The sequence below is a fragment of the Achromobacter sp. CSND-B12 genome, from assembly GCF_052906545.1.
In genome coordinates this window covers 2684787-2707227 of sequence record NZ_JBREGJ010000001.1, presented here as the reverse complement: position 1 = coordinate 2707227, position 22441 = coordinate 2684787, and the positions used below count along the sequence as shown (strand labels likewise).

Genomic DNA, 22441 nt, shown 5'->3' with positions numbered 1-22441 from the left:
GGGGGTTCTGGTGTCGTATGTCCATCATTTCACGCTTATTTCTCGGGTTGTTGTTCGCATCTGCCGCGCTGTCATTGGTGCCGGCCGGCCAGGCGCATGGATCCGAGCCGAAAGTGGCGCGGGTCGAACCGGTGGTGCGTGGCGACAAACTTGAAATCGATGCCGACATCGAATTCGAACTGAACCCGCAATTGCGCGACGCCGCCCAGCGCGGCGTGCCCCTGTATTTCACCGCCGACCTGACCATCACGCGCGAGCGCTGGTGGTGGTTCGACAAATCCCTGGTGGATACCTCGCGCACCTGGCGCGTGATCTACAACGCGCTGACGCGCCAGTGGCGCGCCGGGGTGGGCGAGCTTTCCTTCCCCGTGGCATCGCTGGACGACGCCATGAGCGTCATCCGCCACGTCCGCAACTGGCAGGTGGCCGACGCCGACGAGTTCGACGAAGGCGTGGTCTATGGCGGCCAGCTGCGGTTGCGGCTGGACACGTCGCTGCTGCCGCGGCCCTTCCAGGTCAATGCCCTGAACAGCAGTTCCTGGATCCAGGCGACGCCGTGGACCGATTTTTCGTTCACGCTGGGTGACAAGGAGAAAGACCCCTCATGAGGCTGCTGCTTCGGCTGGCCTTGATGGTCGGCGCCGTGAGCGGCCTGGCGTTGCTGGGCCTGCTGGCGTGGTCCACCGGCAATGCCTCGCGCTTTGCCCGCTATTACGACACGCTGTTGATCCTGAACGGCATTTTCGCCCTGGCGCTGTTCGTCTGGGTGGTGGCGCTGACGGTGCGGCTGGCGCGGCAGATCCGCCGCCGGCAGTTCGGCGCCCGGCTTACCGCGCGGTTTTCGCTGGCCTTTGCCCTGATCGGCGTGGTGCCCGGCGCGCTGATCTACACGGTCTCGGTGCAGTTCATGTCGCGCTCGATCGAGTCGTGGTTCAACGTTCGGGTCGATAGCGCGCTCGAGGCCGGCCTGAACCTCGGCCGCGCCGCGCTCGACTCGCTGCTGGCCGACCTGGACGCGCGGGCGCGCTCCATGGCCGCGGAACTGAACCGCAATTCCGACACCGGCGTGACGCTGGCCCTGACCCGCCTGCGCGAAGCCAACGGCGTGCAGGAAGCCATGGTCTTCACCGGCAGCGGCCGCATGGTGGCATTCTCCACCAGCCAGTATGGCCAACTGCTGCCGGCCATGCCGCCGCCCGCCGTGATGAACCAGTTGCGCCTGTCGCGCGGCTATTCCGCCGCCGAGGCCGACGATCCGGTCAAGCCGGGCGTGGACGGCGGCCTGCATCTGCGCGTGGTGATCCCGCTGACCGGGCCCGACCGCTACGACAACCTGCTGGGCGCCGCCTCCGAGCCGCGCTGGCTGCAGCTGCTGCAGCCGGTGCCCGAGCAGATCGCGCACAACGCCAACCTGGTGCAGCAGGGCTTTCGCGACTACCAGGAATTGGCCCTGTCGCGGCTGGGCCTGCGCAAGCTCTATGGCATCACGCTGACCCTGGCGCTGCTGCTGGCCGCATTCGGCGCCATCGCCGTGGCGCTGTCGCTGTCCAAGCGGCTGGTGCGGCCGCTGCTCAGCCTGGCCGGCGGCACCCAGGCCGTGGGCGTGGGCGATTACCGGCCGCTGCCGGAGCCGCCCGAACGCGACGAGGTCGGCCAGCTCACCCGTTCATTCAACGCCATGACGCGTCAGCTCGACGAGGCCCGCCGCATGGTCGAAAGCAACCGCCAGCAGCTCGAGCGCTCTAACGTCTACCTGGAAAGTGTGCTGTCGAACCTGTCTTCCGGGGTGCTGGTGTTCGACGAGTCCTTCCGCGTCACCACCGTCAACCAGGGCGCCCAGACCATCCTGCAGGCCGACCTGCGCTCGGTGATCGGGCGGCCGCTGGAAACCGTGGACGGCATGCTCGAATTCGCGAATGTCGTGCGGCAGGCGTTTTCCACCCACGCGGCGGTGGGTTCGGAACGCCAGCACTGGCAGCAGCAGTTCGAGATCGCCCCCAAGCAGGGCGACACGCCCAACGGGCCGCAGGCGCTGACGCTGCTGGCGCGCGGCACCCACCTGCGGGTCGATGGCCGTGGCAACGGCTACCTGGTGGTGTTCGACGACATCACCGAGGTCATTTCGGCCAACCGCACGGTGGCCTGGGGCGAGGTGGCGCGCCGCCTGGCCCACGAAATCAAGAATCCGCTGACGCCGATCCAGCTCTCCGCCGAGCGCCTGGCGATGAAGCTGGAGGGCAAGCTGCAACCGGCCGAGGCCCAGATCGTCGAGCGGTCCACCAACACCATCGTCAACCAGGTGGCGTCGCTCAAGCAGATGGTGGACGATTTCCGCGAATACGCCCGCACGCCGCCGGCGGTGATGCAGCGCATCGATTTCAACGCCCTGGTGGCGGACGTGCTGTCCTTGTACGGCTGGGAGCCCGACGGCGCCCCCTCGGTGCGTTCGGCGTCGGGCAAGGCGCTGAACCTGGACGTCAGCCTGGGCGCCGACCTGCCGGCCATCGAGGGCGACCCGACCCAGCTGCGCCAGGTGATCCACAACCTGCTGTCCAACGCCCGCGACGCCATCGCCGAGAAGGGCGGCGAGGGCCGGGTCAGCGTCACCACCCAGCTGATGCGCAGCGAGCAGCCCGACCGCGCCGACCAGCAGGCCCTGCGTTTCACGGTCGCCGACACCGGCCCGGGTTTCCCGCCGCAGGTCATGCAGCGCGCCTTCGAGCCCTACGTAACCACCAAGTCCCACGGGACTGGGTTAGGATTGGCAATCGTACGCAAGATCGTGGAAGAGCATGGCGGTCGGATCGACCTTGCCAATCGCAAGGAAGGCGGCGCGCGGATCTCCATCTTGTTGACCCGGCTTGCGCCCGGGGCCGATACTATGGACGCGACCGCGCAAGAAAAGGATAATGCGGCTACGCAATAGGTGGATGCTTTATGGCCAGAATTCTGGTGGTTGACGACGAAGTCGGTATTCGCGAGCTTTTGTCGGAAATCCTTTACGACGAAGGGCATACGGTCGAACTGGCCGAAAACGCGGCGCAAGCGCGCGCCGCGCGCCTTCGCATGCGTCCCGATCTGGTGCTGCTGGACATCTGGATGCCGGACACCGATGGCGTCAGCCTGCTCAAGGAATGGGGCTCGCAAGGCCTGCTGGACATGCCGGTCATCATGATGAGCGGCCACGCCACCATCGACACGGCGGTCGAGGCCACGCGCATCGGCGCCATGGACTTCCTTGAAAAGCCCATCACGCTGCAACGCCTGCTCAAGACCGTGGCGGCCGGCCTGGCCCGTGGCAGGGTGCCGCATCCGGCGCCCGTTGTGGCGCCGGCGACGGCCAGCGCCACCGTGGCCCTCGAAGACGAACTCGATCCGCCGGCGTTGTCGGCTGCTCCCGCCAACGAGGTTCCGGTCACCGCCAACGGCCAGCTGGGCAGCATCTCGCTGGACCAACCGCTGCGCGAGGCGCGCGATGAATTCGAGCGTATTTATTTCGAATACCACCTGGTTCGCGAAAGCCACAGCATGACGCGCGTTTCCGAACGCACCGGCCTCGAGCGCACCCACCTGTATCGCAAGCTCAAGCAATTGGGCATTGAATCGGCGCGCAAACGGGGCGCATGAAGATCCTGATCATCGGCGCTGGTCGCGTAGGCACCAGCGTGGCTGAAAACCTGGTGTCCGAGCAGAACGACATCACGGTGATCGATTCGGATCCGGCCCAGCTGCAATACCTGCAAGAACATTTTGACCTGCGCGTCGTCCACGGCGACGGCTCGCAGGTATCGGTGCTGGAGGGCGCGGGCGCCGCCGATACCGACCTGCTGATCGCCTGCGCCGCCTCCGACGCGGCCAACATGGTGGCTTGCAAGATCGCCCGCCAGTTGTTCAACATCCCGCGCCGCATCGCCCGCATCCGATCGGGCGAAATCGCCGAATATCCCGAACTGATGAGCGAAGAGGGCTTCTGCATCGACGCCATCATCAGCCCCGAGCGCAGCGTCACCACCTACCTGCACAGCCTGATCGAGTTCCCCGAGGCGCTGCAGGTGGTCGAATTCGCCGAGGGCCGCGTCAGCGTCGTGACCGTCCGCGTCGGGCATGGCAGCCCGATGGCGCATCATCCCGTCGACAAGCTGCGCGAGGTCTGGCCCGACGTCACCGCCCGCGTGATCGACGTGCTGCGCGGCGGCCGGCCGCTGCGGGCCGGCTCCGGCACCGTGATCGCGCCCGGCGACGAAGTGGTGCTGGTGGTGGACACGCGCCATGCCCGCCGCGCCGTGCGCCAGCTGCGCGAGGCCGAGAAGGCCGTGCGCCGCGTGATGATCGCCGGCGGCGGCAATATCGGCCTGCGGCTGGCGCGCACGCTGGCCGAAGAGAATTACAGCGTGCGCATCATCGAGCGCGACCTCAAGCGCTGCGAATACCTGGCCACGCAGTTGCCCGACAGCGTGCTGGTGCTGCATGGCAGCGGCACCGACGAGGCCCTGCTGGAACGCGAGAACATCGAGGACATGGACACCTGGCTGGCGCTGACCAGCGACGACGAGGACAACATCATGTCGTCGCTGCTGGCCAAGCGGCTGGGCGCGCGCAAGGTGATCGCGCTGATCAACCGCCAGGCCTATGGCGAACTGATGCAGGGCAGCCATATCGACATCGCCGTGTCGCCGTCGCAGGCCACCATGAGCGAACTGCTGCGCCACGTGCGCCGCGGCGACGTGGCGGCGGTGCACCGCCTGCGCCAGGGCGTGGCCGAGGCGCTGGAGGCGATCGCCCACGGCGACCGCTCCAATTCCAAGGTGGTGGGCCGGCCGGTGGGCGAGATCAGCCTGCCCAAGGGCGCCAGCATCGGCGCCCTGGTGCGCGAGGACGAAATCATTCTGCCCGACGCCGATACCGTGATCGAGACCGACGACCACGTCATCGTCTTCGTGCCCTCGCGCAAGCAGATGCCGCGCGTGGAAAAGCTGTTCCAAGTGTCGGCGTCGTTCTTCTGATGGATCCGCGCGCCCAGCTTCCCGGCGGGCCGGCGGCGGCCGGAGGGCTTCCCGCATGAAGCGCGTCCTGGCCACCCTGCATATCCTCGGCCTGACCATGGTGATGTTTGCCCTCACCATGCTGATCCCGCTGGGCGTGGCCTACGTGGGCGGCGACGCGGCGCGCGACGCCTTCCTGCATGGCTTCCTGATTTCCGTCGGCATCGGCGTGGCGCTCGCGGCACTGACCCGGCGTTCGCGCAGCGAGCTGCGCGCGCGCGACGGATTCGTGCTGGTGTCGGCGGTTTGGGCCGGGCTGCCGCTGCTGGCGGCGATTCCGTTGCTGATCTATTTCCACCGCGCCGGCCTGCCGCTGTCGTTCACCGGCGCGTATTTCGAGGCCATGTCGGGGCTGACGACCACTGGCGCCACCGTCCTGACCAATCTGGATGCGCTGCCCGCCTCGATCAACCTGTGGCGCGCCACCCTGATCTGGATCGGCGGCATGGGGATCCTGGTGCTGGCGGTGGCCATCCTGCCGCTGCTGGGCGTGGGCGGCCACCAGGTGGTACGGGCCGAAACGCCCGGCCCCATGAAGGACGAGCGGCTGACGCCCCGCATCGCCAGCACTGCCAAGGCGCTGTACGCGGTGTACTTCGCGTTTTCGATCCTGTGCTTCCTGGCATACCGGGCCGTCGGCCTGTCCTGGTTCGAGGCCTGGTGCCACATGGCCACGACCATGGGGCTGGGCGGCTTTTCCACCTGGGATGACGGCTTCGCCCATTTCGATTCCGTGGCCGTGGAAATGGTGGCCATGGTGTTCATGCTGATCGCCGGCATCAACTTCGCCACGCATTTCAACGCCTTCCGCCAGCGCAGCCCGCGCGCCTACCTGCGTTGCCCGGAAGCCATTCCCTACCTGGTGGTGGTGCTGGGCGTGGGCCTGGTGATCTCGGTGTTCCTGTACGTCAAAGGCGTCTACCAGGAGCCGCTGCAGGCGTTGCGCTATGGCATGTTCAACACTATCTCCATGGCCACCACCACCGGCTACGCCAACACCGATTTCGCCCAGTGGCCGTTGTTTGCGCCGCTTACGATGCTGCTGCTGTCGGGGTTTGCCACCTCGGCCGGGTCGACGGGCGGTGGCATCAAGATGATCCGGGCGATCCTGCTGGTCAAGCAGGCTCGCAATGAGTTGGTAACAATGTTGCACCCGCATGCGGTCAGCCCGGTGCGCATCAATGGCCGCGCGGTGGAAGCGCGGACCATGTCGTCGGTGCTGGCGTTCATGCTGTTCTACGGCCTGTCCATCGCCGTTTTCACCAGCCTGCTGCTGTTGTCCGGGCTGGACCCGATCACGGCCTTCTCGGCCGTGTTCGCCAGCGTCAACAACACCGGTCCCGGCCTGGGCCCGGTCGGGCCCATGGGCAATTTCGCCGTGCTGTCCGACTTCCAGATCTGGGTGTGCACCTTCGCCATGCTGATCGGCCGCCTGGAATTGCTGACGGTGCTGGTGCTGTTCACGCCCATTTTCTGGCGCAAATAGCGGCGCATTCCGGATCCGGCCCGGCAGCGGCGTGCCGTCGGGCGCGAGTGACCTGACGCCCGGCCGAAGCGAGCGAATTTGCTCGGGGATAACCCTTGTAAGGGTTATCCCACCCCAAACGAAAAGCCCCGTCCAGCCTGCGCCTGCGACCTTCGCGGGCCGGCGAGCCCCGCCATCCGTACGTTGTGAGTGCTCGCTCACTTTGTCGTATAGGGCAAAACCGAATGCATCGCGATGTTGCACACAAATGTCACGATTTACATTCGTTTTGCCACAAACCTGCGGCTATTATGCAGTCACAAGCCGCCGTCTAGCGCCCCCCGGGAAGTTACCGGGCTTCAAGGTCGAACGGCGCATCCCCTCATCACATATCCGAAGGAGTCCGAGATGGAACAGATCCCGTTCATTTCGTCGGCCCCCAACACCCTGGGCATCGAACTCGAGCTGCAACTGATCGACCCCCGCAGTTTTGACCTGACCGCAGCTTCTGACGAACTGCTGGCCCAAATGGCCAACCATCCCATTGCCGACCGCGTCAAACCGGAAATCACGCGGTCCATGATTGAATTGAATTCCTCGGTGCACGAGCACCCCATGGGCCTGCTGGCCGAAATGCGCGAAATGCGCGATGCCCTGGTCGAAGCGGCCGATGCCGTCGGCGTTTCGGTGGCGGGCGGCGGCGCCCACCCCTTCATGCGCTGGCAGGAACGCTCCATTTCGGATACGCCGCGCTTCCAGTACCTGGCCGAAATGTATGGTTACCTGGCGCGTCAATTTACGGTTTTCGGCCAGCACATCCACCTGGGCGTGAAAAGCGGCGACGAAGCTATCAAACTGTTGCGCCGGCTTTCGCCCTATGTGCCTCACTTCATCGCCTTGTCCGCCTCGTCGCCGTATTGCGAAGGCGTGGATACCCTGTTCTCGTGCTCACGCCTGAACGCGGTCAACAGTTTCCCGCTGGCTGGCCACATGCCGGCCGAGGTCAAGGACTGGTACCAGTTCGAGGCGCACCTGGCGCAGCTGCGCGCCTACGGCCTGGCCGAGAGCATCAAGGACCTGTACTGGGACATCCGTCCCAAACCGGAATTCGGCACCGTGGAAATCCGGGTCTGCGACACGCCGTTGACCGTCGAGCGCGCCTGCCAGATCGCGGCGTTCGCCCAGGCGCTCGCGGTGCTGCTGATGCGCGAGGACGATCCCAGCGACAAGGCCTGGCTGTCCTACCGCAGCAATCATTTCCAGGCCTGCCGTTTCGGCCTGCAAGGCAGCTACGTGACGCCGGATGGCCAGCGCCTGCGCCTGATGGACCACCTGCGCGCCTTGTTCCAGCGGCTGATGCCGGTGGCCGAAGAACTGGGAACCGGGGACATGATCGCGGCGTTGCGCGATGAGGCCATGCGCAGCGGCAACGATGCGCGCTGGTTGCGCAGCCAGTTCCATCGCCTGCGCGATCTGCCGCTGGTGGTGGAGTCGATGTCGCAAGCCTGGCGCGGCGAGTCAACCCAGGCGGCGGCGCCGGCCGAGCCGACCGCGGTGTTGCGGCGGCGCATCCGCGCCAACTCCGAGCCCATGCAACCCTTGTCGGCGGCGGAACCGGGCGTGACGCTGACGCTGCCCGAACGGCTGCACTAACGGGTAGTTCTGGCTTTACCGGCCCCGGCAGGCGCCCCTTCCCGGGGTTGCCGCCGGGGCGGTGTCTTTCAAGGCGTGCCGCGCTGCCGGCCGCCGATGGCGCTGACCGACAGGCGGGTCTCTCCCGCCACGCCGCGATGGGTGGCGGCCCGCCACGCATGGCCATAGGCCACTTCGATGCTCAGGGCGATGACCCCGTCCGGCCGCCGCTGCGCTTCGAGCGCCGCGCACAGGCGATCGCGCCAGTCCCGTCCCACCAGGCCGCCGCGGCGGCCGGCAGCGGGGTTGCCGCCCAGCGCGCGCACGTCCTGCAGCAGTTTTTCCGGCGTGCGGTAGGTCAGCGTCAGGATTTCCTGGTCCATGACCGGATCGGCGAAGCCATTCTCCACCAGCAGGTCACCGAAGTCGTGCATGTCGACGAAGGCCGGCGTGGCCGTGCGCAGGCCGGCGTCGTCCAGCGCCTGGCGCAGTTCGCGCAGGGTGGCGGGCCCAAGACAGGAGAACATCGCCAGTCCCCCCACCTTGAGGATGCGGCGCCATTCGGCCAGGACGGCGTGCGGCTCGCGGTGCCAGTGCAGGGCAAGGTTCGACCACACCAATTCCAGCGATTCGGGCGCCAGGCCGCTCGCGGCCAGGTCGGCGTTGACGAAGGCGTTGGCCGGGCCGCGCCGCGCCAGCTTGCCGATCCAGGCGGACAGTCCGCCGGGCGCATGGCGCTTGCGGGCGACTTCCAGCAAGGCTTCGCAATTGTCCAGCCCGGTGTACGCGGCCTCGGCATAGCGTTCGCGCAACAGCGGCAGGTTGTCACCGGCGCCACAGCCGGCGTCGAGCATGGCCTGGGGCTGGACGCGGATGTACTGCAGCCGTCCCAGCATGCGACGGGCGACCTCGCCGTACAGGAACTGGGCCTCCGACAGGTCGCCGCGGCGGGCGAACTGCCGCGGCACGTCGGCGGCGACCAGGGGGAGCGAAGGCGGGGTGGCGGGTGCTGGCAGGGACATTTCGGTCGCGCCCGGGTCGGCGCCGCGGGCGGATCATGATTTCATGGGGGGATGGCTCACATTATTGCCCATCCCGGCCGCGGCGGCCGATTGTCCCTACAGGCCATGGGGCGGCGCCTGCTGGCCCGGGTGCCTTGCGACTGCCCGCTATGCGGAGCGCGTGTCGCGGGCGCCAGGCTGTGCGAGGGCTGCGAAACCGACCTCGCCGATGCGTCGTTCGCGCCGCGCTGCCCGCGCTGCGCCTTGCGGTGGGAGCCGGATGCCTTGCATTGCGCCGCTTGCCTGGCGCGGCCGCCGGCTTTCGTGCGCACGATCGTCGCGTTCGATTACGAGGCGCCGGCCGATATGCTGATCGGCCAGCTCAAGACCCAGTTGCGACTCAGCGCTGCGCCGGTGCTGGCGCGCCTGCTGGCACACGCGGTGTGGTGCGAGCCGCCGGCGCAAGCGCTGCTGTTGGTGGCGGTGCCGTCCAGCCGTGCCTCGCTGCGCCGGCGCGGGATGAACCCGGCGGCCGAGATCGCCCGTAGTCTCGCGGCACAACTGGGTTGGCCATGGTTGCGGGCGGCGCTGCGGCGGCGGCGCGAAACGCCCCGGCAGACGGCCCTGGGGCGCCAGGCGCGCCTGGCCGGCGCGCGCGGGGTGTTCCATTGTCCGCACGATCTGCGCGGCCGCCATGTCGGCCTGGTGGATGACGTCATGACCACGGCCAGCACCGCGGATGCCGCCGCCCGCGCCTTGCTGGCGGCGGGGGCGGCCAGCGTGACGGTGCTGGTGGCGGCGCGCACGCCGCGCGGCCGCTGACCCGCCGCGTGGTTGCACCGGCCTACGCGCGCGGCCAAGCGCCGGGGAAAGCGGGCCGCCAAATCGGCGACAATCGCTCCAACGCGGCTCCGGCCGCCAGCCCGTCTTCAACGTCTTTCCGCTCGTTCACCATGTTCCACGTCATCCTCGTTTGTCCCGAGATCCCGCCCAACACGGGCAATGCGATCCGCCTGTGCGCCAATACCGGTGCGCAGTTGCACCTGGTACGGCCGCTGGGATTCGAGCTCGACGATGCCCGCATGCGGCGGGCGGGGCTGGATTACCACGAATGGCAGCCGGTGCGAGTGCACGACACCTTGCAGGAGGCGCTGGACGACACCGGCGCGTCCGCCTCGCATATCTACGCGTTGACGACCCAGGCGCAGCGCAGTGTGGGCGACGTCCGCTTCGAACCGGGCGATGTGTTCGTGTTCGGGCGGGAAAGCGCCGGGTTGTCGGCCGAGCACCACGCGCTGTTTGCGCCGCAGCAGCGGCTGCGATTGCCGATGCGGACCGGCCAGCGGAGCCTGAACCTGTCGAACGCGGTGGCGGTGACGGTATTCGAGGCCTGGCGGCAGCAGGGGTATGAAGGCGGCGTTTAGGCCTGGATGAGCCTGGCAGCCCCGCCATCGGGCGGGGGCAGGTTATCGAGCCGCGCCTTGGCATGCGCGCGGGATGGCGGCGGGGTCAGTCCAGCGACAGGTTGAGTTTCTGGATGACCTGGTCCCAGCGGGCCTTTTCGTCGCGGATGCGGACGGTGAGGGCTTCGGGGGTGGAGGCGGCGGGGGTGAAGTACTGCAGCGCCATCTGCTTGCGGACCGTGTCGCTGTTGATGATGCGGGTCAGTTCGCTGTTCAGGCGCTCGATGATGGGCGTCGGGGTATCGGCGGGGGCCAGGATGGCATTCCAGGAGATGGCCTCGAAGTCCGGGTAGCCCTGCGCGGCCATGGTCGGGATGCCCGGCAGGGTGTCGCTGGGCTGCAGGCTGGTGACGGCCAGGACCTTGACCTTGCCGTCGCGGGTCTGCGGCACGGCGATGGCGGGGACCATGAAACCGGCCTGGATGTCGCCGCCGATGATGGCGCTGATCACCTGCGGGAAGCCGGCGTAGGGGATGTGCGCCATGTCGATGCCGGCGCGTTCCTTGAACATTTCCATGGCGAGATGGGCCGAGCTGCCGGGGCCGACGGAACCGTAATTCAGCGAGCTGCCGTGCTCTTTCACCATGCGAACGAAGTCCTGCACCGAGTCCACGTTCCTGAGGTTGCCGGGCACGGTCAGCACATTGGGGCTGGTGCCGACCAGCGTCACGGGCGCCAGGTCGTGCAGCGGGTCATAGCCCAGCGTCTTCTTGTAGAGCGTGGGGGCGGTGACCAGCGGGCCGTTGATCGTATAGAGCAGGGTGTAGCCGTCGGGCTTGGCCTGGGACACGATGCGGGTGCCGATGTTGCCCCCGGCGCCGGGCTTGTTGTCGATGACGATGGGTTGTCCCAGGGCCTGGGCCAGGGGTTCGGAAATGGTGCGCGCCAGGATGTCCGGCGACGACCCGGGCGGGAAGGGCACCACCATGTGGATGGGGCGGTCTGGCCAGTCGGCGTGAGCGGCGGCTGGCAGGACGGCCGCCAGGCTCAGGCAGAGGCCGCGCAACAGGCGGCCGACCCGGAACTTGCGGGTGTGCGTCATGGGGTGTCTCCAGGGTGTCGTGCGTGGTGTTGTTATGGAAGACTGGGAATGGGGCCCGGCGGCTCGGGCGATTCAGCCGCCGTCGCCGTGCTCGTCGCGGGCATTGCGCGCCAGCAGCGCGGAGACGGCCGTCATGGGCGCCACGCCTTCGAACAGCACGGCGCAGACGGCCTCGGTGATGGGCAGCTCCACGCCGATGGCGCGGGCGCGTTCGAGCGCGGCGCGCGCGCAGCGTACGCCCTCGGCCGTGACGCCGCTGGCCAGGATGTCGGCCAGCTTGCGGCCGGCGCCGATTTCCAGGCCCACGCGGCGGTTGCGCGACAGTTCGCCGGTCGCGGTCAATACCAGGTCGCCCAGGCCGGTCAGGCCGGCGAAGGTTTCGGCCTGCGCGCCCAGGGCGACGCCGAAACGGGTCATTTCGGCCAGGCCGCGCGTGATCAGCGCGGCGCGGGCGTTGGTGCCCAGCGCCAGGCCGTCGCCGATGCCGCAGGCCACGGCGATGACGTTCTTGAGCGCGCCCCCGACTTCCACGCCGACCAGGTCGGCGCTGGCGTAGACGCGCAGCGCGGCGCCGTGCAGGGCCTGGGTGGTGGCGGCGCGCAGGGCAGCGTTGCCGCTGGCGACGGTCAGCGCCACGGGCAGGCCCTGCGCGACTTCGCGGGCAAACGACGGGCCCGATAGCGCGCCGCCGATGGCGTCCGGCAGGGCTTCGCGCACGATTTCATGCGGCTGCCGGGCCGTGTCGGCCTCGAAGCCCTTGCAGGTCCAGACGATGGGCGTGTCCTGCAGGCCCAGGGCGGGCAGGCGGTGCGCCAGTTCGGCGCAGGTGGCGGCAAGGCCTGCCACCGGTACGCCCAGGATGATCAATCCCGCCGCGCCGTCCTGCTTGAGGCTGCGCAGGGTCGCGTCGAGATCGGAGGAAAGGGTCAGGGTCTGCGGCAGCGCAATGCCGGGCAGATAGCGCGCGTTTTCATGGCGGGCGGCCATGTCGGCGGCCTGCGCCGGATCGCGCGCCCAGAGTACGGTGGGCTGGCGGCGGCTCGCGGCCGCCGCCAGCGCGGTGCCCCAGCTGCCCGCGCCCAGGACGGCGACGCGCAGGCCGGGCGGAGTGGGTTGGTTCATGGGGCGCCGCGGATCGCCTTACTGGCGGGTGGCGCTGGCGGGCAGGATGATGCCCGAGCCGCTGCCATTGCCGTTGCCATTGGCATTGCCTTGCTGTTGTTGCTGCAGTTCCGCCAGGCGTTGCTCGTACAGGGCCTGGAAGTTCACTTCGGTCAGGTGCAGCGGCGGCATCGAGGTGCGGGTGATCGCATCGGCGATGTTGGCGCGCAGGTACGGGTACAGCATCGTCGGGCAGACGATGCCCAGCAGCGGATCGAGCTGTTCTTCAGGGATGTTGGCGGCTTCGAAGATGCCGGCCTGGGTGCCTTCGACCAGATACACGACCTTGTCGTTGACGCGGGTGGTGACGGTGACGGTGACCGTGGTTTCGAACACGGTTTCGGCCAGGCGCTGGCCGCCCACGGTGATGCTCACCTCGACCTGGGGCGCTTCCTGCTCCAGGAAGACGTGGGGCGCGTTCGGCATTTCCAGCGAAAGGTCTTTCAGGTAGACGCGCTGCAGATTGAACGAGGGCGCGTCGTTGCCGCCTTCTTGCTGGGTGTTTTGGTCTTGATCAGCCATGAGTGTTTCCGTTGGTGGGAGGGGCAAAAAGGGGCGAATGGCCAGGCGGTCAGCCGGGGCCTGAGCCGTTGAGCATGGGCACCAGGCCGCCCGAGCGGTCCAGCGCCATCAGGTCGTCGCAACCGCCGACGTGGGTATCGCCGATGAAGATCTGCGGCACCGTGCGACGGCCGGTGCGTTCGATCATGCGATCGCGCTGGCCGGGTTCACGGTCGATCTGGATGATTTCCAGGTCGGTCACGCCGCGCTGCTCCAGCAGCGCCTTGGCGCGGGCGCAATAGGGACAATAGTCCTTGCTGTACATGACAACTTTGTTCATAGGCGCTCCAGGCGGATTCTGTCAGTAATATGGGGGCGCGCCGCGCCGGTTCAACCCTTCTGGGTGACCGGCAGGCTGGCGGCCAGCCAGGCGCGCATGCCGCCTTCGAGCGGCACGACGTCGGCAAAGCCCTGCGCGCGCAGCTTGGCGGCGGCGCGGGCGGAATCGCGGCCATTGTCGCAAACCACGACCAGCGGCTTGTTCTTGGGCAGCGAGGCGGCTTTCTGTTCCAGGTCGGCAACCGGCAAGCTGCGTGCCTGGGCAATGTGGCCGGCCTGGAACTGCTCGGCGGGACGCACGTCGACCCACACGGCCTGGCGCTGGTTGACCATCTGGATGGCTTCCGTGGTGCTGACGGCCGAGCCGGTGCGGCCCTTGCGCAGGGCGGGAATGGCCAGCATGACGCCGGAAACGAGGGTTACGGCGACAATGAAGATGTTGTTTTTATCGAGCAAGAATTGCAGAAGGTCCACGGGGCATCCTGAAGTGCGGCGTCTAGCCTGGTAAGGGCGAACCCTGACGCGCCGCGCCGCGAAATCGACGGGTGCGCCGGGGCAAAATCAAGGGCAAAATCGCTCAATTATAAAATGAGCGCATTCCGCAACTTTAACCCGCGTTACACGCCTGCCAAACCATGCACAAACTCGTTCTGATGCGCCACGGCGAAAGCCAGTGGAATCTGGAAAACCGCTTCACCGGCTGGACCGACGTCGACCTGACCGAAACCGGCCGCGAACAGGCCCGCAAGGCGGGCGAACTGCTCAAGAAGGAAGGCTACACCTTCGACCTGGCCTACTCGTCGGTGCTCAAGCGCGCCATCCGCACCCTGTGGATCGCCCTGGACGCCATGGACGCCATGTACACGCCGGTGGGCGTGAACTGGCGCCTGAACGAGCGCCACTACGGCGCCCTGCAGGGCCTGAACAAGGCCGAGACCGCCGCCAAGTACGGCGACGAGCAGGTGCTGATCTGGCGCCGCGCCTACGCCATCGCGCCGGAACCCCTGTCGCTGGACGACGAGCGCCATCCGCGCTTCGACAGCCGCTACGCCCGGATCCCGGCCGACCAGCTGCCGGCCACCGAGTGCCTCAAGGACACCGTGGCGCGCGTGCTGCCGTTCTGGAACGAATCCATCGCCCCGGCCATCCGCGCCGGCCGCAAGGTGCTCATCGCTGCCCACGGCAACAGCCTGCGCGCCCTGATCAAGCACCTGGACAACGTCTCGGACGACGATATCGTCAACCTCAACATCCCCACCGGCCAGCCGCTGGTGTATGAACTGGATGATGACCTGCGCCCCATCCGCCACTATTATCTGGGCGATGCCGCCGAGATCGAGGCGGCCATGGCCGCCGTCGCGGCCCAGGGCAAGGCTAAGAAGGACTGATATCCATGGTGCGCATGGCGGGGTGGTTGTTGGCGGTCATGCTGGCCGGTGGAGTGCTGCCGGCGGGCGCCGTGTCCAACGATCTCGCCGGCCGCCAGTCCGATGCCGAGAAGCAGCAGGCGCAGCTGCGCGACCGTATCGAGAACCTGCAGAAGGACATCGATACGCGCGAAGCCGCCCGCAAGGAAGCCGCCGATGCCTTGAAACAGTCGGAATCGGCGATTTCCAGGATCAACCTGCGCCTGAAGGAACTGGCCGAGGCCAACCGCCAGGCGGCGGCCGACCTGTCCGGCCTGGAAAAACAGATCACGGCCCAGCAGGCCGTGCTGGCCAAGCGCCGGGTCGAGCTGGCCGACCAGCTGCGCACCCAATACACCAGTGGCCTGTCGCCCTGGACCGCGCTGCTGTCCGGCGATGATCCCCAGGTGCTGGGGCGCAACCTGGGCTACCTGGATTATGTCTCCCAGGCCCGGGCCCGCGCGGTCGAGGCGCTGCGCGCCGATATCGACCGCCTGGCGGCCCTGCAGGGCCGCGCCGATGCCCGCCGCGCCGAGATCGAAAAGCTGGTCGCCGAAACCTCCGAACAAAAGACCGCGTTGGTGGCCCAGCAGAAAGAACGCGCCACGCTGCTGGCGCAGCTGGAAGGCCAGATCGCCGCCCAGCGCGCCGAAGCGAACAAGCTGGGGCGTGACGACCAGCGCCTGTCGCGCCTGATCACCGACCTGGACGCGGCCATCATCAAGCAGGCCGAAGAGGCCCGCAAGGCCGAAGAAGCGCGGCGTCGCGCCGAGGAAGCCCGCAAGGCCGAGGAAGCCCGGCGCGCCGAAGAGGCCCGCAAGAAGGCCGAGGCCGACCGTCGCGCCGAGGAAGCCCGCCGGAAGGCGGAAGCCGACCGCAAGGCGGCCGCCGACAAGGCCGCGGCCGACAGCGCCCGGCGCGACCGCGACGCGCGCGAGGCCGCCGCCGCCCGCGAACAGGTCGAGGCCGCGTCGCGCCAGGGCCGTGGCCCGGTCGCCGTGGCCGATCCCGACGCCGCCGGCCTGCGCCCGGCCGATTCGCGCCATCCCCGCCTGACCGGCCCGGCCGAGACGCCGCCGGCAAAACCCGCGGAGCCCCCCAAAAAGGCGGAACCCGTGGAAGAGCCCGCCACTCAAACCCGCAGCGCGCCCAGCCAACAGGCGACGCGCGCCGCGCCGGTCGGCGGCGGCAATGGCCTGCGCCATGGCCTGGCGGCACCCGTGCGCGGCCAGGTGCAGGGCCGTTTCGGGGTCGACCGTCCGGATGGCGGCGTCTGGCGCGGTATCGTGCTGCGCGCGCCCGAAGGAACGCCGGTGAAGGTGGTGGCGCCCGGCACGGTGGTCTACGCCGATTGGCTGCGGGGTTTCGGCAATCTCATCATTGTGGATCATGGCCAGCAATATCTGACCGTCTATGCTTACAACCAAAGTCTGCTCAAACGGGTGGGCGATTCCGTCGCGGCGGGGGATACTATTGCTTCGGTAGGCGCAACCGGCGGCCAAGTGGAATCCGGCCTATACTTTGAAATTCGCCATCGCGGCGCTCCTGTGGATCCAGCCCAGTGGCTGGCCCAGTAAAGCCAGACGGCCAAACGCTCCGGGGCCAACCCAAGGGCGAAAACCAATTCGGGAAGTGTGCATGGGCACTCGCAAGTTTCGTGGTTTCGGTCTGATTGCCATCGGTGCGGTGGCAGGTGTCTTGCTTAGCGTGGGTGTGACGGCTGTCGCCCAGCGCGGCAGTCCCTTGCCGCTGGATGAGCTCAGGCAGCTGAGCAACGTCTTTGCGGCCATCAAGAACAACTACGTCGAATCGGTCGACGACAAGACCCTGATCGACAATGCCATTTCCGGCATGGTGTCGAACCTGGATCCCCACTCGGCGTATCTGGATGCCGACGCCTTCCGTGAAATGCAGACGGCCACCCAAGGCGAGTTCGGCGGCCTCGGTATCGAAGTCGGCGCCGAGGACGGCTTCGTCAAGGTCATCTCCCCCATCGAAGACACCCCCGCCGCGCGCGCGGGCGTCATGGCCGGCGACCTCATCATCAAGATCGACGACACGCCCACCAAGGGCATGTCGCTGAACGACGCCGTCAAGCTCATGCGCGGCGCTCCCAAGTCGCCCATCACGCTGACCATCATGCGCGCCGACCGGCCGCAGCCGATCGTGCTCAAGATCGTGCGCGACATCATCAAGGTGCGCAGCGTGCGCAGCAAGATGCTGGACAACGGCGTGGCCTATGTGCGCATCGCCCAGTTCCAGGAAAAGACCGGTGCCGACCTGGCCAAGCAGCTCAAGGACCTGGGCGCCAAGGAAGCCCCCAAGGGCCTGGTGCTCGACCTGCGCAATGACCCGGGCGGCCTGCTGACCAGCGCCATCGGCGTGTCCGGCGCGTTCCTGCCGGCCGACGCCCTGGTGGTCTCGACCGACGGCCGTACCCCCGACGCCCGCCACAAGTACCTGGCGACCCCGTCGGAATACGCCCGCGGCGAAAGCAATTACCTGTCGGGCCTGCCGGCCTGGACCAAGACCGTGCCGATGGTGGTGCTGGTCAACGTCGGTTCGGCCTCGGCCTCCGAGATCGTGGCCGGCGCGCTGCAGGACCACAAGCGCGCCAAGGTGCTGGGCAACCGCACGTTCGGCAAGGGGTCGGTGCAGGTGATCCTGCCGCTGTCGGAAACCACCGCGGTCAAGCTCACCACCTCGCGCTACTTCACGCCCAGCGGCCGTTCAATCCAGGCCACCGGCATCGAGCCCGACTACGTCGTGGCCGATACCGCCGACGGCGACCTGTTCCGCCTGCCGCGCGAAGCCGACCTGCAGCGCCACCTGTCGAACCCGGGCACGGCCAACGAAGTGAAGTCCAACTCCGAGCAGGACAACGTCGACGTGCCGACCAAGGTGTTCGAGTTCGGCGGCAAGGATGACTTCCAGCTGCAGCAGGCGATCAACCTGCTGGCCGGCAAGCCGGTGCAGAAGGGCTCGGCCCGCGCCCAGGCCAAGGCCGACGCCAAGCCCGGCGCCGGCAACGCCCAGCGCATGAAGATCACGCCGACCGGAGTCGAGCCCAGCAAGGACAAATGAACGACGAGCAACTGCTGCGCTACGCCCGCCACATCCTGCTCGACGAGCTGGGTATCGAAGGGCAGGAAAGACTGCTGGCGGCGCGTGTGCTTGTCGTAGGGGCGGGTGGGCTGGGTTCGCCCGCCGCGCTCTACCTGGCCACCGCTGGCGTCGGCGAGATCACGCTGGCCGACGACGACGTCGTCGAGCTCAGCAACCTGCAGCGCCAGATCCTCCACACCACCGCGAGCGTGGGCCGGCCCAAGGCCGAGTCCGGGCGCGACATGCTGGCGGCTTTCAATCCCCAGGCCCGCGTGCATGCCCGCGTCGAGCGGCTGCAGGGCCAGGCCCTGTCCGACGCCGTGGCGCAGGCCGACCTGGTGCTGGACTGCACCGACAACTTCACCACCCGCCACGCCATCAATCGCGCCTGCGTGCAGCACCGCAAGCCGCTGGTGTCTGGCGCCGCCATCCGTTTCGATGGCCAGGTCAGCGTCTACGACCTGCGCGATCCGGACGCGCCGTGCTACCACTGCCTGTTTCCCGAGGCGGACGACGTCGAAGAGGCCAACTGCGCCACCATGGGCGTGTTTGCGCCGGTGGTTGGCATCATCGGCAGCATGCAGGCGGCCGAGGCCCTCAAGCTGCTGTCCGGCGTGGGCGAGAGCCTGTCGGGGCGCCTGCTATGGCTGGACGTGCGCACCATGCAGTGGCGCAGCGTCAATGTCCAGCGTGATCCCGAGTGCGCGGTCTGTGGCGCGCGCGGGCACTGATCCGACCGTCATCGGCATATCCCGACCCCTTTTAAAGCGGCCCGTCATTGCCCTCGCGGACAATATTAAAGGCTTGAAATACCTGCTATAACGCCAGCCAGCCTGCCGCTCCGTGGCAGCCAGCTTTGGACGTAACGGTGTGGACACAGGATTGAGTTTCAGCCTGCCCAAGTGGCGGCTGACCCGTTGGTTGACGCATTCCGGGCAGGACACGCCCGCGGACATCCGCGCCGCCTTGATCGCCAGTCTGTTCGGCACGTTGCCGATCTTTGCTGGCGGCGTCATCAATACCCTGATGATCTCGGGCGTGGTCGCCTGGCGCCGGCCCGAGCCGCTCTATATTTCCTGGCTGATCCTGGAGATCCTGCTGGCCGTGGTGCGCGTCACCGTCCTGCGCTCGGCGTTGCGCAATGCCGCCCGCGGCGGCAGCACCCATACCGACGTCTACATCGTGCTGGCGCTGCTGTGGGCGTTCAGCGTCGGCTATGGGGTCTTCGTCACGTTCCTCAACCATGACTGGCTGGCCGCCACGCTGGCCGGCGTGTCCTGCGGCGCCATGGCGGGCGGCATCTGTTTTCGCAACTACGGCGCGCCGCGGCTGGTGGCGGCGATGATATTCCTGAGCCTGGGGCCGATGTGCCTGGGCGCGCTGTTCGCTGGCGAATACGTCACCGCCATCGTCTTCATCCAGATCCCGTTCTACCTGGTCAGCATGAGCATCGCCTCGCAACGGCTGCGGCGCATCCTGGTGTCCACCATGCTGGCCGAGCGCGAGAACGAGCGCCGCGCTAGCCAGGACGCGCTGACCGGCCTTGCCAACCGCGCCGGCCTGGAAGCGGCGCTCGAGCGCATCTGCACCAGCGCGCGCGAGCATGACAGCGCCGCCGCGCTGTTCTACATGGACATGGACGACTTCAAGATCATCAACGACACCCACGGCCATGCCGCCGGCGACCAAGTGCTCAAGACCATCGCACAGCGCATGCGCGCCATGTTGCGGGTGGACGACGTGGCCGCCCGCATCGGCGGCGACGAATTCATCGTGCTGGCCACCGGCATCGACGCCACCGCCGCGCTGCGGCTGGGCAACCACTTGCTGCATGATGCCAGCCAGCCCATCGTGCTGGCCGACGGCACGCGCGTCAGCGTCGGGCTGTCGATCGGCATTTCGATCATCTCCGGCGCCAACCGCAAGGCGCAGGCGGTGCTGGATTCCGCCGATGCCGCGCTGTACCGCGCCAAGGCCCGCGGCGGCCGCCGCTGTTCCGTCGCCGGCCTGCCGGATGCCGAGGACACGCTGCGGCCCGGCGACGCCGCCGCGGCCGCCTGACGCGCGGCGGGTCCGCACCGACCGGGCACGGAAGGGATTGCCAAAAGTTATCAGATAACCTGAAAAGTACAGGTTATACTTCGCCCCTATGCTGACCAAGAGCCTGACCCTCACCGAACAGGTCGCCCGCCAGATCGCGGACGACATCGCCCATGGCGTCTATCCCGTGGGCGCCAAGCTGCCGTCCGGCCGCATCCTGGCCGAGCAGTACGGCGTCAGCGCCGCCGTCATCCGCGAAGTCACCGAGCGCCTGCGGGCGCAGGGCCTGATCCAGAGCCGCCAGGGCTCGGGTTGCGTGGTGTTGGCGCGCACCGGTGCGCAGGGTTTCCGGGTGCCCGCCGACATCGCCGTCAGCCGCGAACAACTTGCCAGCGTCTACGAACTGCGCATGGAACTCGAAGGCGGCGCCGCCGCGCTGGCGGCCGAGCGCCGCAACGCCGCCGACCTGGACGCCCTGGCTCGCGCCCTGGCCGACCTGGAACGGCACCAGCATCATCCTGAACATGGGGTCGAACACGACATCGCCTTCCACCTGGCGATCGCGGCCGCGACCCACAATCCGTTCTACCAGGACCTGCTGCAGTACCTGAATCTGCAATTGCGCCTGGCTGTCAGCACCGCGCGCGCCAACAGCCGCCAACTGGCCGGCATGACGGATGCCGTGCACCACGAACACGTCGCCGTGTTCGAGGCCATCCGCGACCGCGATGCGGCGCGCGCGCGGTTGACGGCCGAACGCCACCTGCGCCAGGCTGCCAGCCGCCTGCGCCTCGACTCCCTCTTTCCCGCCTCCAGGCAGACATCATGACCACAACCGACATCGCCCAGCGCCTGGTCCAGGCTTTGGGCCCCGACACCGTCTTCACCGCCAGCGACGACATCGCGCCCTGGCTGTCCGACTGGCGTGGCTTGTACAACGGCCACGCCCAGGCGGTGGTCCGCCCGCGCACCACCGCCGAGGTCGCCACCTGCCTGGCGCTCTGCAACGAGGCCGGCGTGCCGGTGGTGCCGCGCGGCGGCAACACCGGCCTGTGTGGCGGCGCCACGCCCGATGCCGCGCCCATCAACGTGGTCCTCAGCCTGGACCGCATGAACGCCGTGCGCGCCATCGACACCGTCGCCAACACGATGGTCGCCGAAGCCGGCTGCATCCTCGGCAACCTGCGCCGCGCGGCGCAGGACGCCGGCCGGCTGCTGCCCTTGAGCCTGGCCGCCGAGGACTCCAGCCAGATCGGCGGCAACGTCGCCACCAATGCCGGCGGCGTCAACGTGGTGCGCTACGGCATGGCGCGCGAACTGGTGCTGGGCCTGGAAGCGGTGCTGCCCAACGGCGAGATCTTCAACGGCCTGCGCACCCTGCGCAAGGACAACACCGGCTACGACCTCAAGCAGCTGCTGATCGGCTCCGAAGGCACGCTCGGCGTCATCACCGCCGTGGCGCTGCGCCTGTTCCCGCGCACCGACGTGCGTTCCGTGGTGCTGGCCGCCGTCGAATCCCCGGCCCAGGCCCTGCAATTGTTCGAAATCCTGTTCGAACAATGCGGCGCCCGCTTGCAGGCTTTCGAGTATTTTTCCGGCGACTGCCTCGACCTGGTCCTGGCCCATGCCGCGGGCGTGCAGGAGCCGTTCGGCCAACGTTATCCGGCCTACGTGCTGGTCGAACTGGCCGACACGGCCGACGAAGCCGCCCTGACCGCGCTGCTGGAAAACGTGATCGGCACCGCGCTCGACCGCGGCCTGTGCCTGGATGCCGCCGTCTCGGCCTCGCTGGCCCAGTTGCAGGCGCTGTGGAAACTGCGCGAGGAAATCTCCGAAGCGCAGCGCGCCGACGGTCCGCATCTCAAGCATGACGTGTCGCTGCCGATCGAACGCATCCCCGACTTCATGGTTTCCGCCGAAGCGCGCGTACGCGCGCTGTACCCGGACATCCGCCCCTTCATCTTCGGGCACTTCGGCGACGGCAACCTGCATTACAACCTCTCGCGTCCCGCCGGCGCCGAGCGCGGCTGGGTGGCCGAACACGGCGCCGCGATCACCGATGCGGTGCTCGACGAGGTCAACCGGTACGGGGGCAGCATCAGCGCGGAACACGGCATCGGGCAGCTCAAGCGCGGCCACTTCCTGCATAGCAAGGATGCGGTGGAGTTGCGGTTGATGCGGGAGATCAAGCGGGTGCTGGATCCCAAGGGGATCATGAATCCCGGAAAGCTGCTGTAGTTTTTC

General features: G+C 67.9%; 21 protein-coding genes. 15 read left to right on the top strand and 6 right to left on the bottom strand.

The window, feature by feature from the left end:
- Positions 1 to 17 precede the first annotated feature (17 nt).
- From ACUTAG_RS12675 to ACUTAG_RS12650, 6 genes are all read left to right on the top strand, one after another.
- Positions 18 to 608 carry a DUF4390 domain-containing protein gene (locus tag ACUTAG_RS12675; RefSeq protein WP_006389929.1) on the top strand — a complete coding sequence of 197 codons (591 nt, stop codon included), beginning with the start codon at positions 18 to 20 and terminating at the stop codon, positions 606 to 608.
- A complete protein-coding gene (locus ACUTAG_RS12670) occupies positions 605 to 2926 on the top strand; it encodes a sensor histidine kinase (RefSeq protein WP_047992069.1) in 2322 nt (773 codons plus the stop codon). Before ACUTAG_RS12675 ends, ACUTAG_RS12670 begins: the two co-directional genes overlap by 4 nt.
- Positions 2927 to 2937: 11 nt before the next feature.
- Entirely contained in the window at positions 2938 to 3627 is a 690-nt protein-coding gene (locus ACUTAG_RS12665) for a response regulator (RefSeq protein WP_026382142.1), read from the top strand.
- Positions 3624 to 5003: a Trk system potassium transporter TrkA gene (gene trkA, locus ACUTAG_RS12660; protein WP_006389932.1), complete on the top strand. Its 1380-nt coding sequence runs from the start codon at positions 3624 to 3626 to the stop codon at positions 5001 to 5003. The genes ACUTAG_RS12665 and trkA overlap by 4 nt, the downstream gene beginning before the upstream one ends.
- A gap of 55 nt (positions 5004 to 5058) precedes the next feature.
- Entirely contained in the window at positions 5059 to 6528 is a 1470-nt protein-coding gene (locus ACUTAG_RS12655; protein WP_020926003.1) for a TrkH family potassium uptake protein, read from the top strand.
- Positions 6529 to 6915: 387 nt separating this feature from the next.
- On the top strand, positions 6916 to 8160 hold the full coding sequence (locus ACUTAG_RS12650) for a YbdK family carboxylate-amine ligase (protein WP_020926004.1): 1245 nt from the start codon (positions 6916 to 6918) through the stop codon (positions 8158 to 8160).
- 68 nt (positions 8161 to 8228) lie between these two features.
- On the opposite strand, the gene ACUTAG_RS12645 is transcribed toward ACUTAG_RS12650, so the two are convergent.
- Positions 8229 to 9161, bottom strand: coding sequence for a methyltransferase domain-containing protein (locus ACUTAG_RS12645; RefSeq protein WP_020926005.1), 933 nt, complete (start codon positions 9159 to 9161; stop codon positions 8229 to 8231).
- A gap of 51 nt (positions 9162 to 9212) precedes the next feature.
- Here ACUTAG_RS12645 and ACUTAG_RS12640 point away from each other — a divergent pair, with 51 nt between their 5' ends.
- Together ACUTAG_RS12640 and ACUTAG_RS12635 are read left to right on the top strand one after the other, a co-directional pair.
- Positions 9213 to 9962, top strand: coding sequence for a ComF family protein (locus ACUTAG_RS12640; protein ID WP_392388247.1), 750 nt, complete (start codon positions 9213 to 9215; stop codon positions 9960 to 9962).
- 131 nt (positions 9963 to 10093) lie between these two features.
- Positions 10094 to 10564 (top strand): tRNA (cytidine(34)-2'-O)-methyltransferase, encoded by a 471-nt coding sequence (locus tag ACUTAG_RS12635; RefSeq protein WP_006389938.1) that lies wholly within the window; start codon positions 10094 to 10096, stop codon positions 10562 to 10564.
- 85 nt (positions 10565 to 10649) lie between these two features.
- On the opposite strand, the gene ACUTAG_RS12630 is transcribed toward ACUTAG_RS12635, so the two are convergent.
- The 5 genes from ACUTAG_RS12630 to ACUTAG_RS12610 all read right to left on the bottom strand — a co-directional run bounded on the left by ACUTAG_RS12630 (position 10650) and on the right by ACUTAG_RS12610 (position 14120).
- Positions 10650 to 11645, bottom strand: a complete 996-nt coding sequence (locus ACUTAG_RS12630; protein ID WP_006389939.1) for a Bug family tripartite tricarboxylate transporter substrate binding protein — start codon at positions 11643 to 11645, stop codon at positions 10650 to 10652.
- A gap of 72 nt (positions 11646 to 11717) precedes the next feature.
- A complete protein-coding gene (locus ACUTAG_RS12625) occupies positions 11718 to 12767 on the bottom strand; it encodes an NAD(P)H-dependent glycerol-3-phosphate dehydrogenase (RefSeq protein WP_446650207.1) in 1050 nt (349 codons plus the stop codon).
- A gap of 18 nt (positions 12768 to 12785) precedes the next feature.
- A complete protein-coding gene (gene secB / locus ACUTAG_RS12620) occupies positions 12786 to 13328 on the bottom strand; it encodes a protein-export chaperone SecB (RefSeq protein WP_148317387.1) in 543 nt (180 codons plus the stop codon).
- A gap of 49 nt (positions 13329 to 13377) precedes the next feature.
- Positions 13378 to 13647 (bottom strand): glutaredoxin 3, encoded by a 270-nt coding sequence (grxC, locus tag ACUTAG_RS12615; RefSeq protein ID WP_006389942.1) that lies wholly within the window; start codon positions 13645 to 13647, stop codon positions 13378 to 13380.
- 50 nt (positions 13648 to 13697) lie between these two features.
- The gene (locus ACUTAG_RS12610; protein WP_006389943.1) at positions 13698 to 14120 is read right to left on the bottom strand and encodes a rhodanese-like domain-containing protein; all 423 of its coding nucleotides are present in this window, start codon (positions 14118 to 14120) and stop codon (positions 13698 to 13700) included.
- A gap of 161 nt (positions 14121 to 14281) precedes the next feature.
- Between ACUTAG_RS12610 and gpmA the strand changes: the two genes are divergently transcribed.
- The 7 genes from gpmA to ACUTAG_RS12575 all read left to right on the top strand — a co-directional run bounded on the left by gpmA (position 14282) and on the right by ACUTAG_RS12575 (position 22435).
- Entirely contained in the window at positions 14282 to 15034 is a 753-nt protein-coding gene (gene gpmA / locus ACUTAG_RS12605; RefSeq protein WP_006389944.1) for a 2,3-diphosphoglycerate-dependent phosphoglycerate mutase, read from the top strand.
- A 5-nt stretch (positions 15035 to 15039) separates the two neighbouring features.
- A complete protein-coding gene (locus ACUTAG_RS12600; protein ID WP_020926011.1) occupies positions 15040 to 16629 on the top strand; it encodes a murein hydrolase activator EnvC family protein in 1590 nt (529 codons plus the stop codon).
- Positions 16630 to 16690: 61 nt separating this feature from the next.
- Positions 16691 to 18136 (top strand): S41 family peptidase, encoded by a 1446-nt coding sequence (locus ACUTAG_RS12595; protein ID WP_006389947.1) that lies wholly within the window; start codon positions 16691 to 16693, stop codon positions 18134 to 18136.
- Complete coding sequence (locus tag ACUTAG_RS12590) at positions 18133 to 18888, top strand: HesA/MoeB/ThiF family protein (protein ID WP_026382147.1); 756 nt, start codon at positions 18133 to 18135, stop codon at positions 18886 to 18888. Before ACUTAG_RS12595 ends, ACUTAG_RS12590 begins: the two co-directional genes overlap by 4 nt.
- A gap of 151 nt (positions 18889 to 19039) precedes the next feature.
- Positions 19040 to 20218: a GGDEF domain-containing protein gene (locus ACUTAG_RS12585; protein WP_080684358.1), complete on the top strand. Its 1179-nt coding sequence runs from the start codon at positions 19040 to 19042 to the stop codon at positions 20216 to 20218.
- Positions 20219 to 20306: 88 nt separating this feature from the next.
- The gene (locus ACUTAG_RS12580; RefSeq protein ID WP_148317385.1) at positions 20307 to 21026 is read left to right on the top strand and encodes a FadR/GntR family transcriptional regulator; all 720 of its coding nucleotides are present in this window, start codon (positions 20307 to 20309) and stop codon (positions 21024 to 21026) included.
- Positions 21023 to 22435: an FAD-binding oxidoreductase gene (locus ACUTAG_RS12575; RefSeq protein ID WP_148317384.1), complete on the top strand. Its 1413-nt coding sequence runs from the start codon at positions 21023 to 21025 to the stop codon at positions 22433 to 22435. Before ACUTAG_RS12580 ends, ACUTAG_RS12575 begins: the two co-directional genes overlap by 4 nt.
- The last annotated feature ends 6 nt before the right edge of the window (positions 22436 to 22441 follow it).

Bases quoted from the DNA above. Each gene is read 5' to 3' on its own strand.
- ACUTAG_RS12645 (WP_020926005.1), bottom strand. From the start codon at position 9,161: ATGTCCCTGCCAGCACCCGCCACCCCGCCTTCGCTCCCCCTGGTCGCC.
- ACUTAG_RS12650 (WP_020926004.1), top strand. From the start codon at position 6,916: ATGGAACAGATCCCGTTCATTTCGTCGGCCCCCAACACCCTGGGCATC.
- gpmA (WP_006389944.1), top strand. From the start codon at position 14,282: ATGCACAAACTCGTTCTGATGCGCCACGGCGAAAGCCAGTGGAATCTG.
- ACUTAG_RS12595 (WP_006389947.1), top strand. From the start codon at position 16,691: ATGGGCACTCGCAAGTTTCGTGGTTTCGGTCTGATTGCCATCGGTGCG.
- ACUTAG_RS12625 (WP_446650207.1), bottom strand. From the start codon at position 12,767: ATGAACCAACCCACTCCGCCCGGCCTGCGCGTCGCCGTCCTGGGCGCG.
- ACUTAG_RS12580 (WP_148317385.1), top strand. From the start codon at position 20,307: ATGCTGACCAAGAGCCTGACCCTCACCGAACAGGTCGCCCGCCAGATC.
- secB (WP_148317387.1), bottom strand. From the start codon at position 13,328: ATGGCTGATCAAGACCAAAACACCCAGCAAGAAGGCGGCAACGACGCG.
- ACUTAG_RS12575 (WP_148317384.1), top strand. From the start codon at position 21,023: ATGACCACAACCGACATCGCCCAGCGCCTGGTCCAGGCTTTGGGCCCC.
- trkA (WP_006389932.1), top strand. From the start codon at position 3,624: ATGAAGATCCTGATCATCGGCGCTGGTCGCGTAGGCACCAGCGTGGCT.
- ACUTAG_RS12665 (WP_026382142.1), top strand. From the start codon at position 2,938: ATGGCCAGAATTCTGGTGGTTGACGACGAAGTCGGTATTCGCGAGCTT.
- ACUTAG_RS12630 (WP_006389939.1), bottom strand. From the start codon at position 11,645: ATGACGCACACCCGCAAGTTCCGGGTCGGCCGCCTGTTGCGCGGCCTC.
- ACUTAG_RS12675 (WP_006389929.1), top strand. From the start codon at position 18: ATGTCCATCATTTCACGCTTATTTCTCGGGTTGTTGTTCGCATCTGCC.
- ACUTAG_RS12600 (WP_020926011.1), top strand. From the start codon at position 15,040: ATGGTGCGCATGGCGGGGTGGTTGTTGGCGGTCATGCTGGCCGGTGGA.
- ACUTAG_RS12670 (WP_047992069.1), top strand. From the start codon at position 605: ATGAGGCTGCTGCTTCGGCTGGCCTTGATGGTCGGCGCCGTGAGCGGC.
- ACUTAG_RS12640 (WP_392388247.1), top strand. From the start codon at position 9,213: ATGGCTCACATTATTGCCCATCCCGGCCGCGGCGGCCGATTGTCCCTA.
- grxC (WP_006389942.1), bottom strand. From the start codon at position 13,647: ATGAACAAAGTTGTCATGTACAGCAAGGACTATTGTCCCTATTGCGCC.
- ACUTAG_RS12635 (WP_006389938.1), top strand. From the start codon at position 10,094: ATGTTCCACGTCATCCTCGTTTGTCCCGAGATCCCGCCCAACACGGGC.
- ACUTAG_RS12590 (WP_026382147.1), top strand. From the start codon at position 18,133: ATGAACGACGAGCAACTGCTGCGCTACGCCCGCCACATCCTGCTCGAC.
- ACUTAG_RS12655 (WP_020926003.1), top strand. From the start codon at position 5,059: ATGAAGCGCGTCCTGGCCACCCTGCATATCCTCGGCCTGACCATGGTG.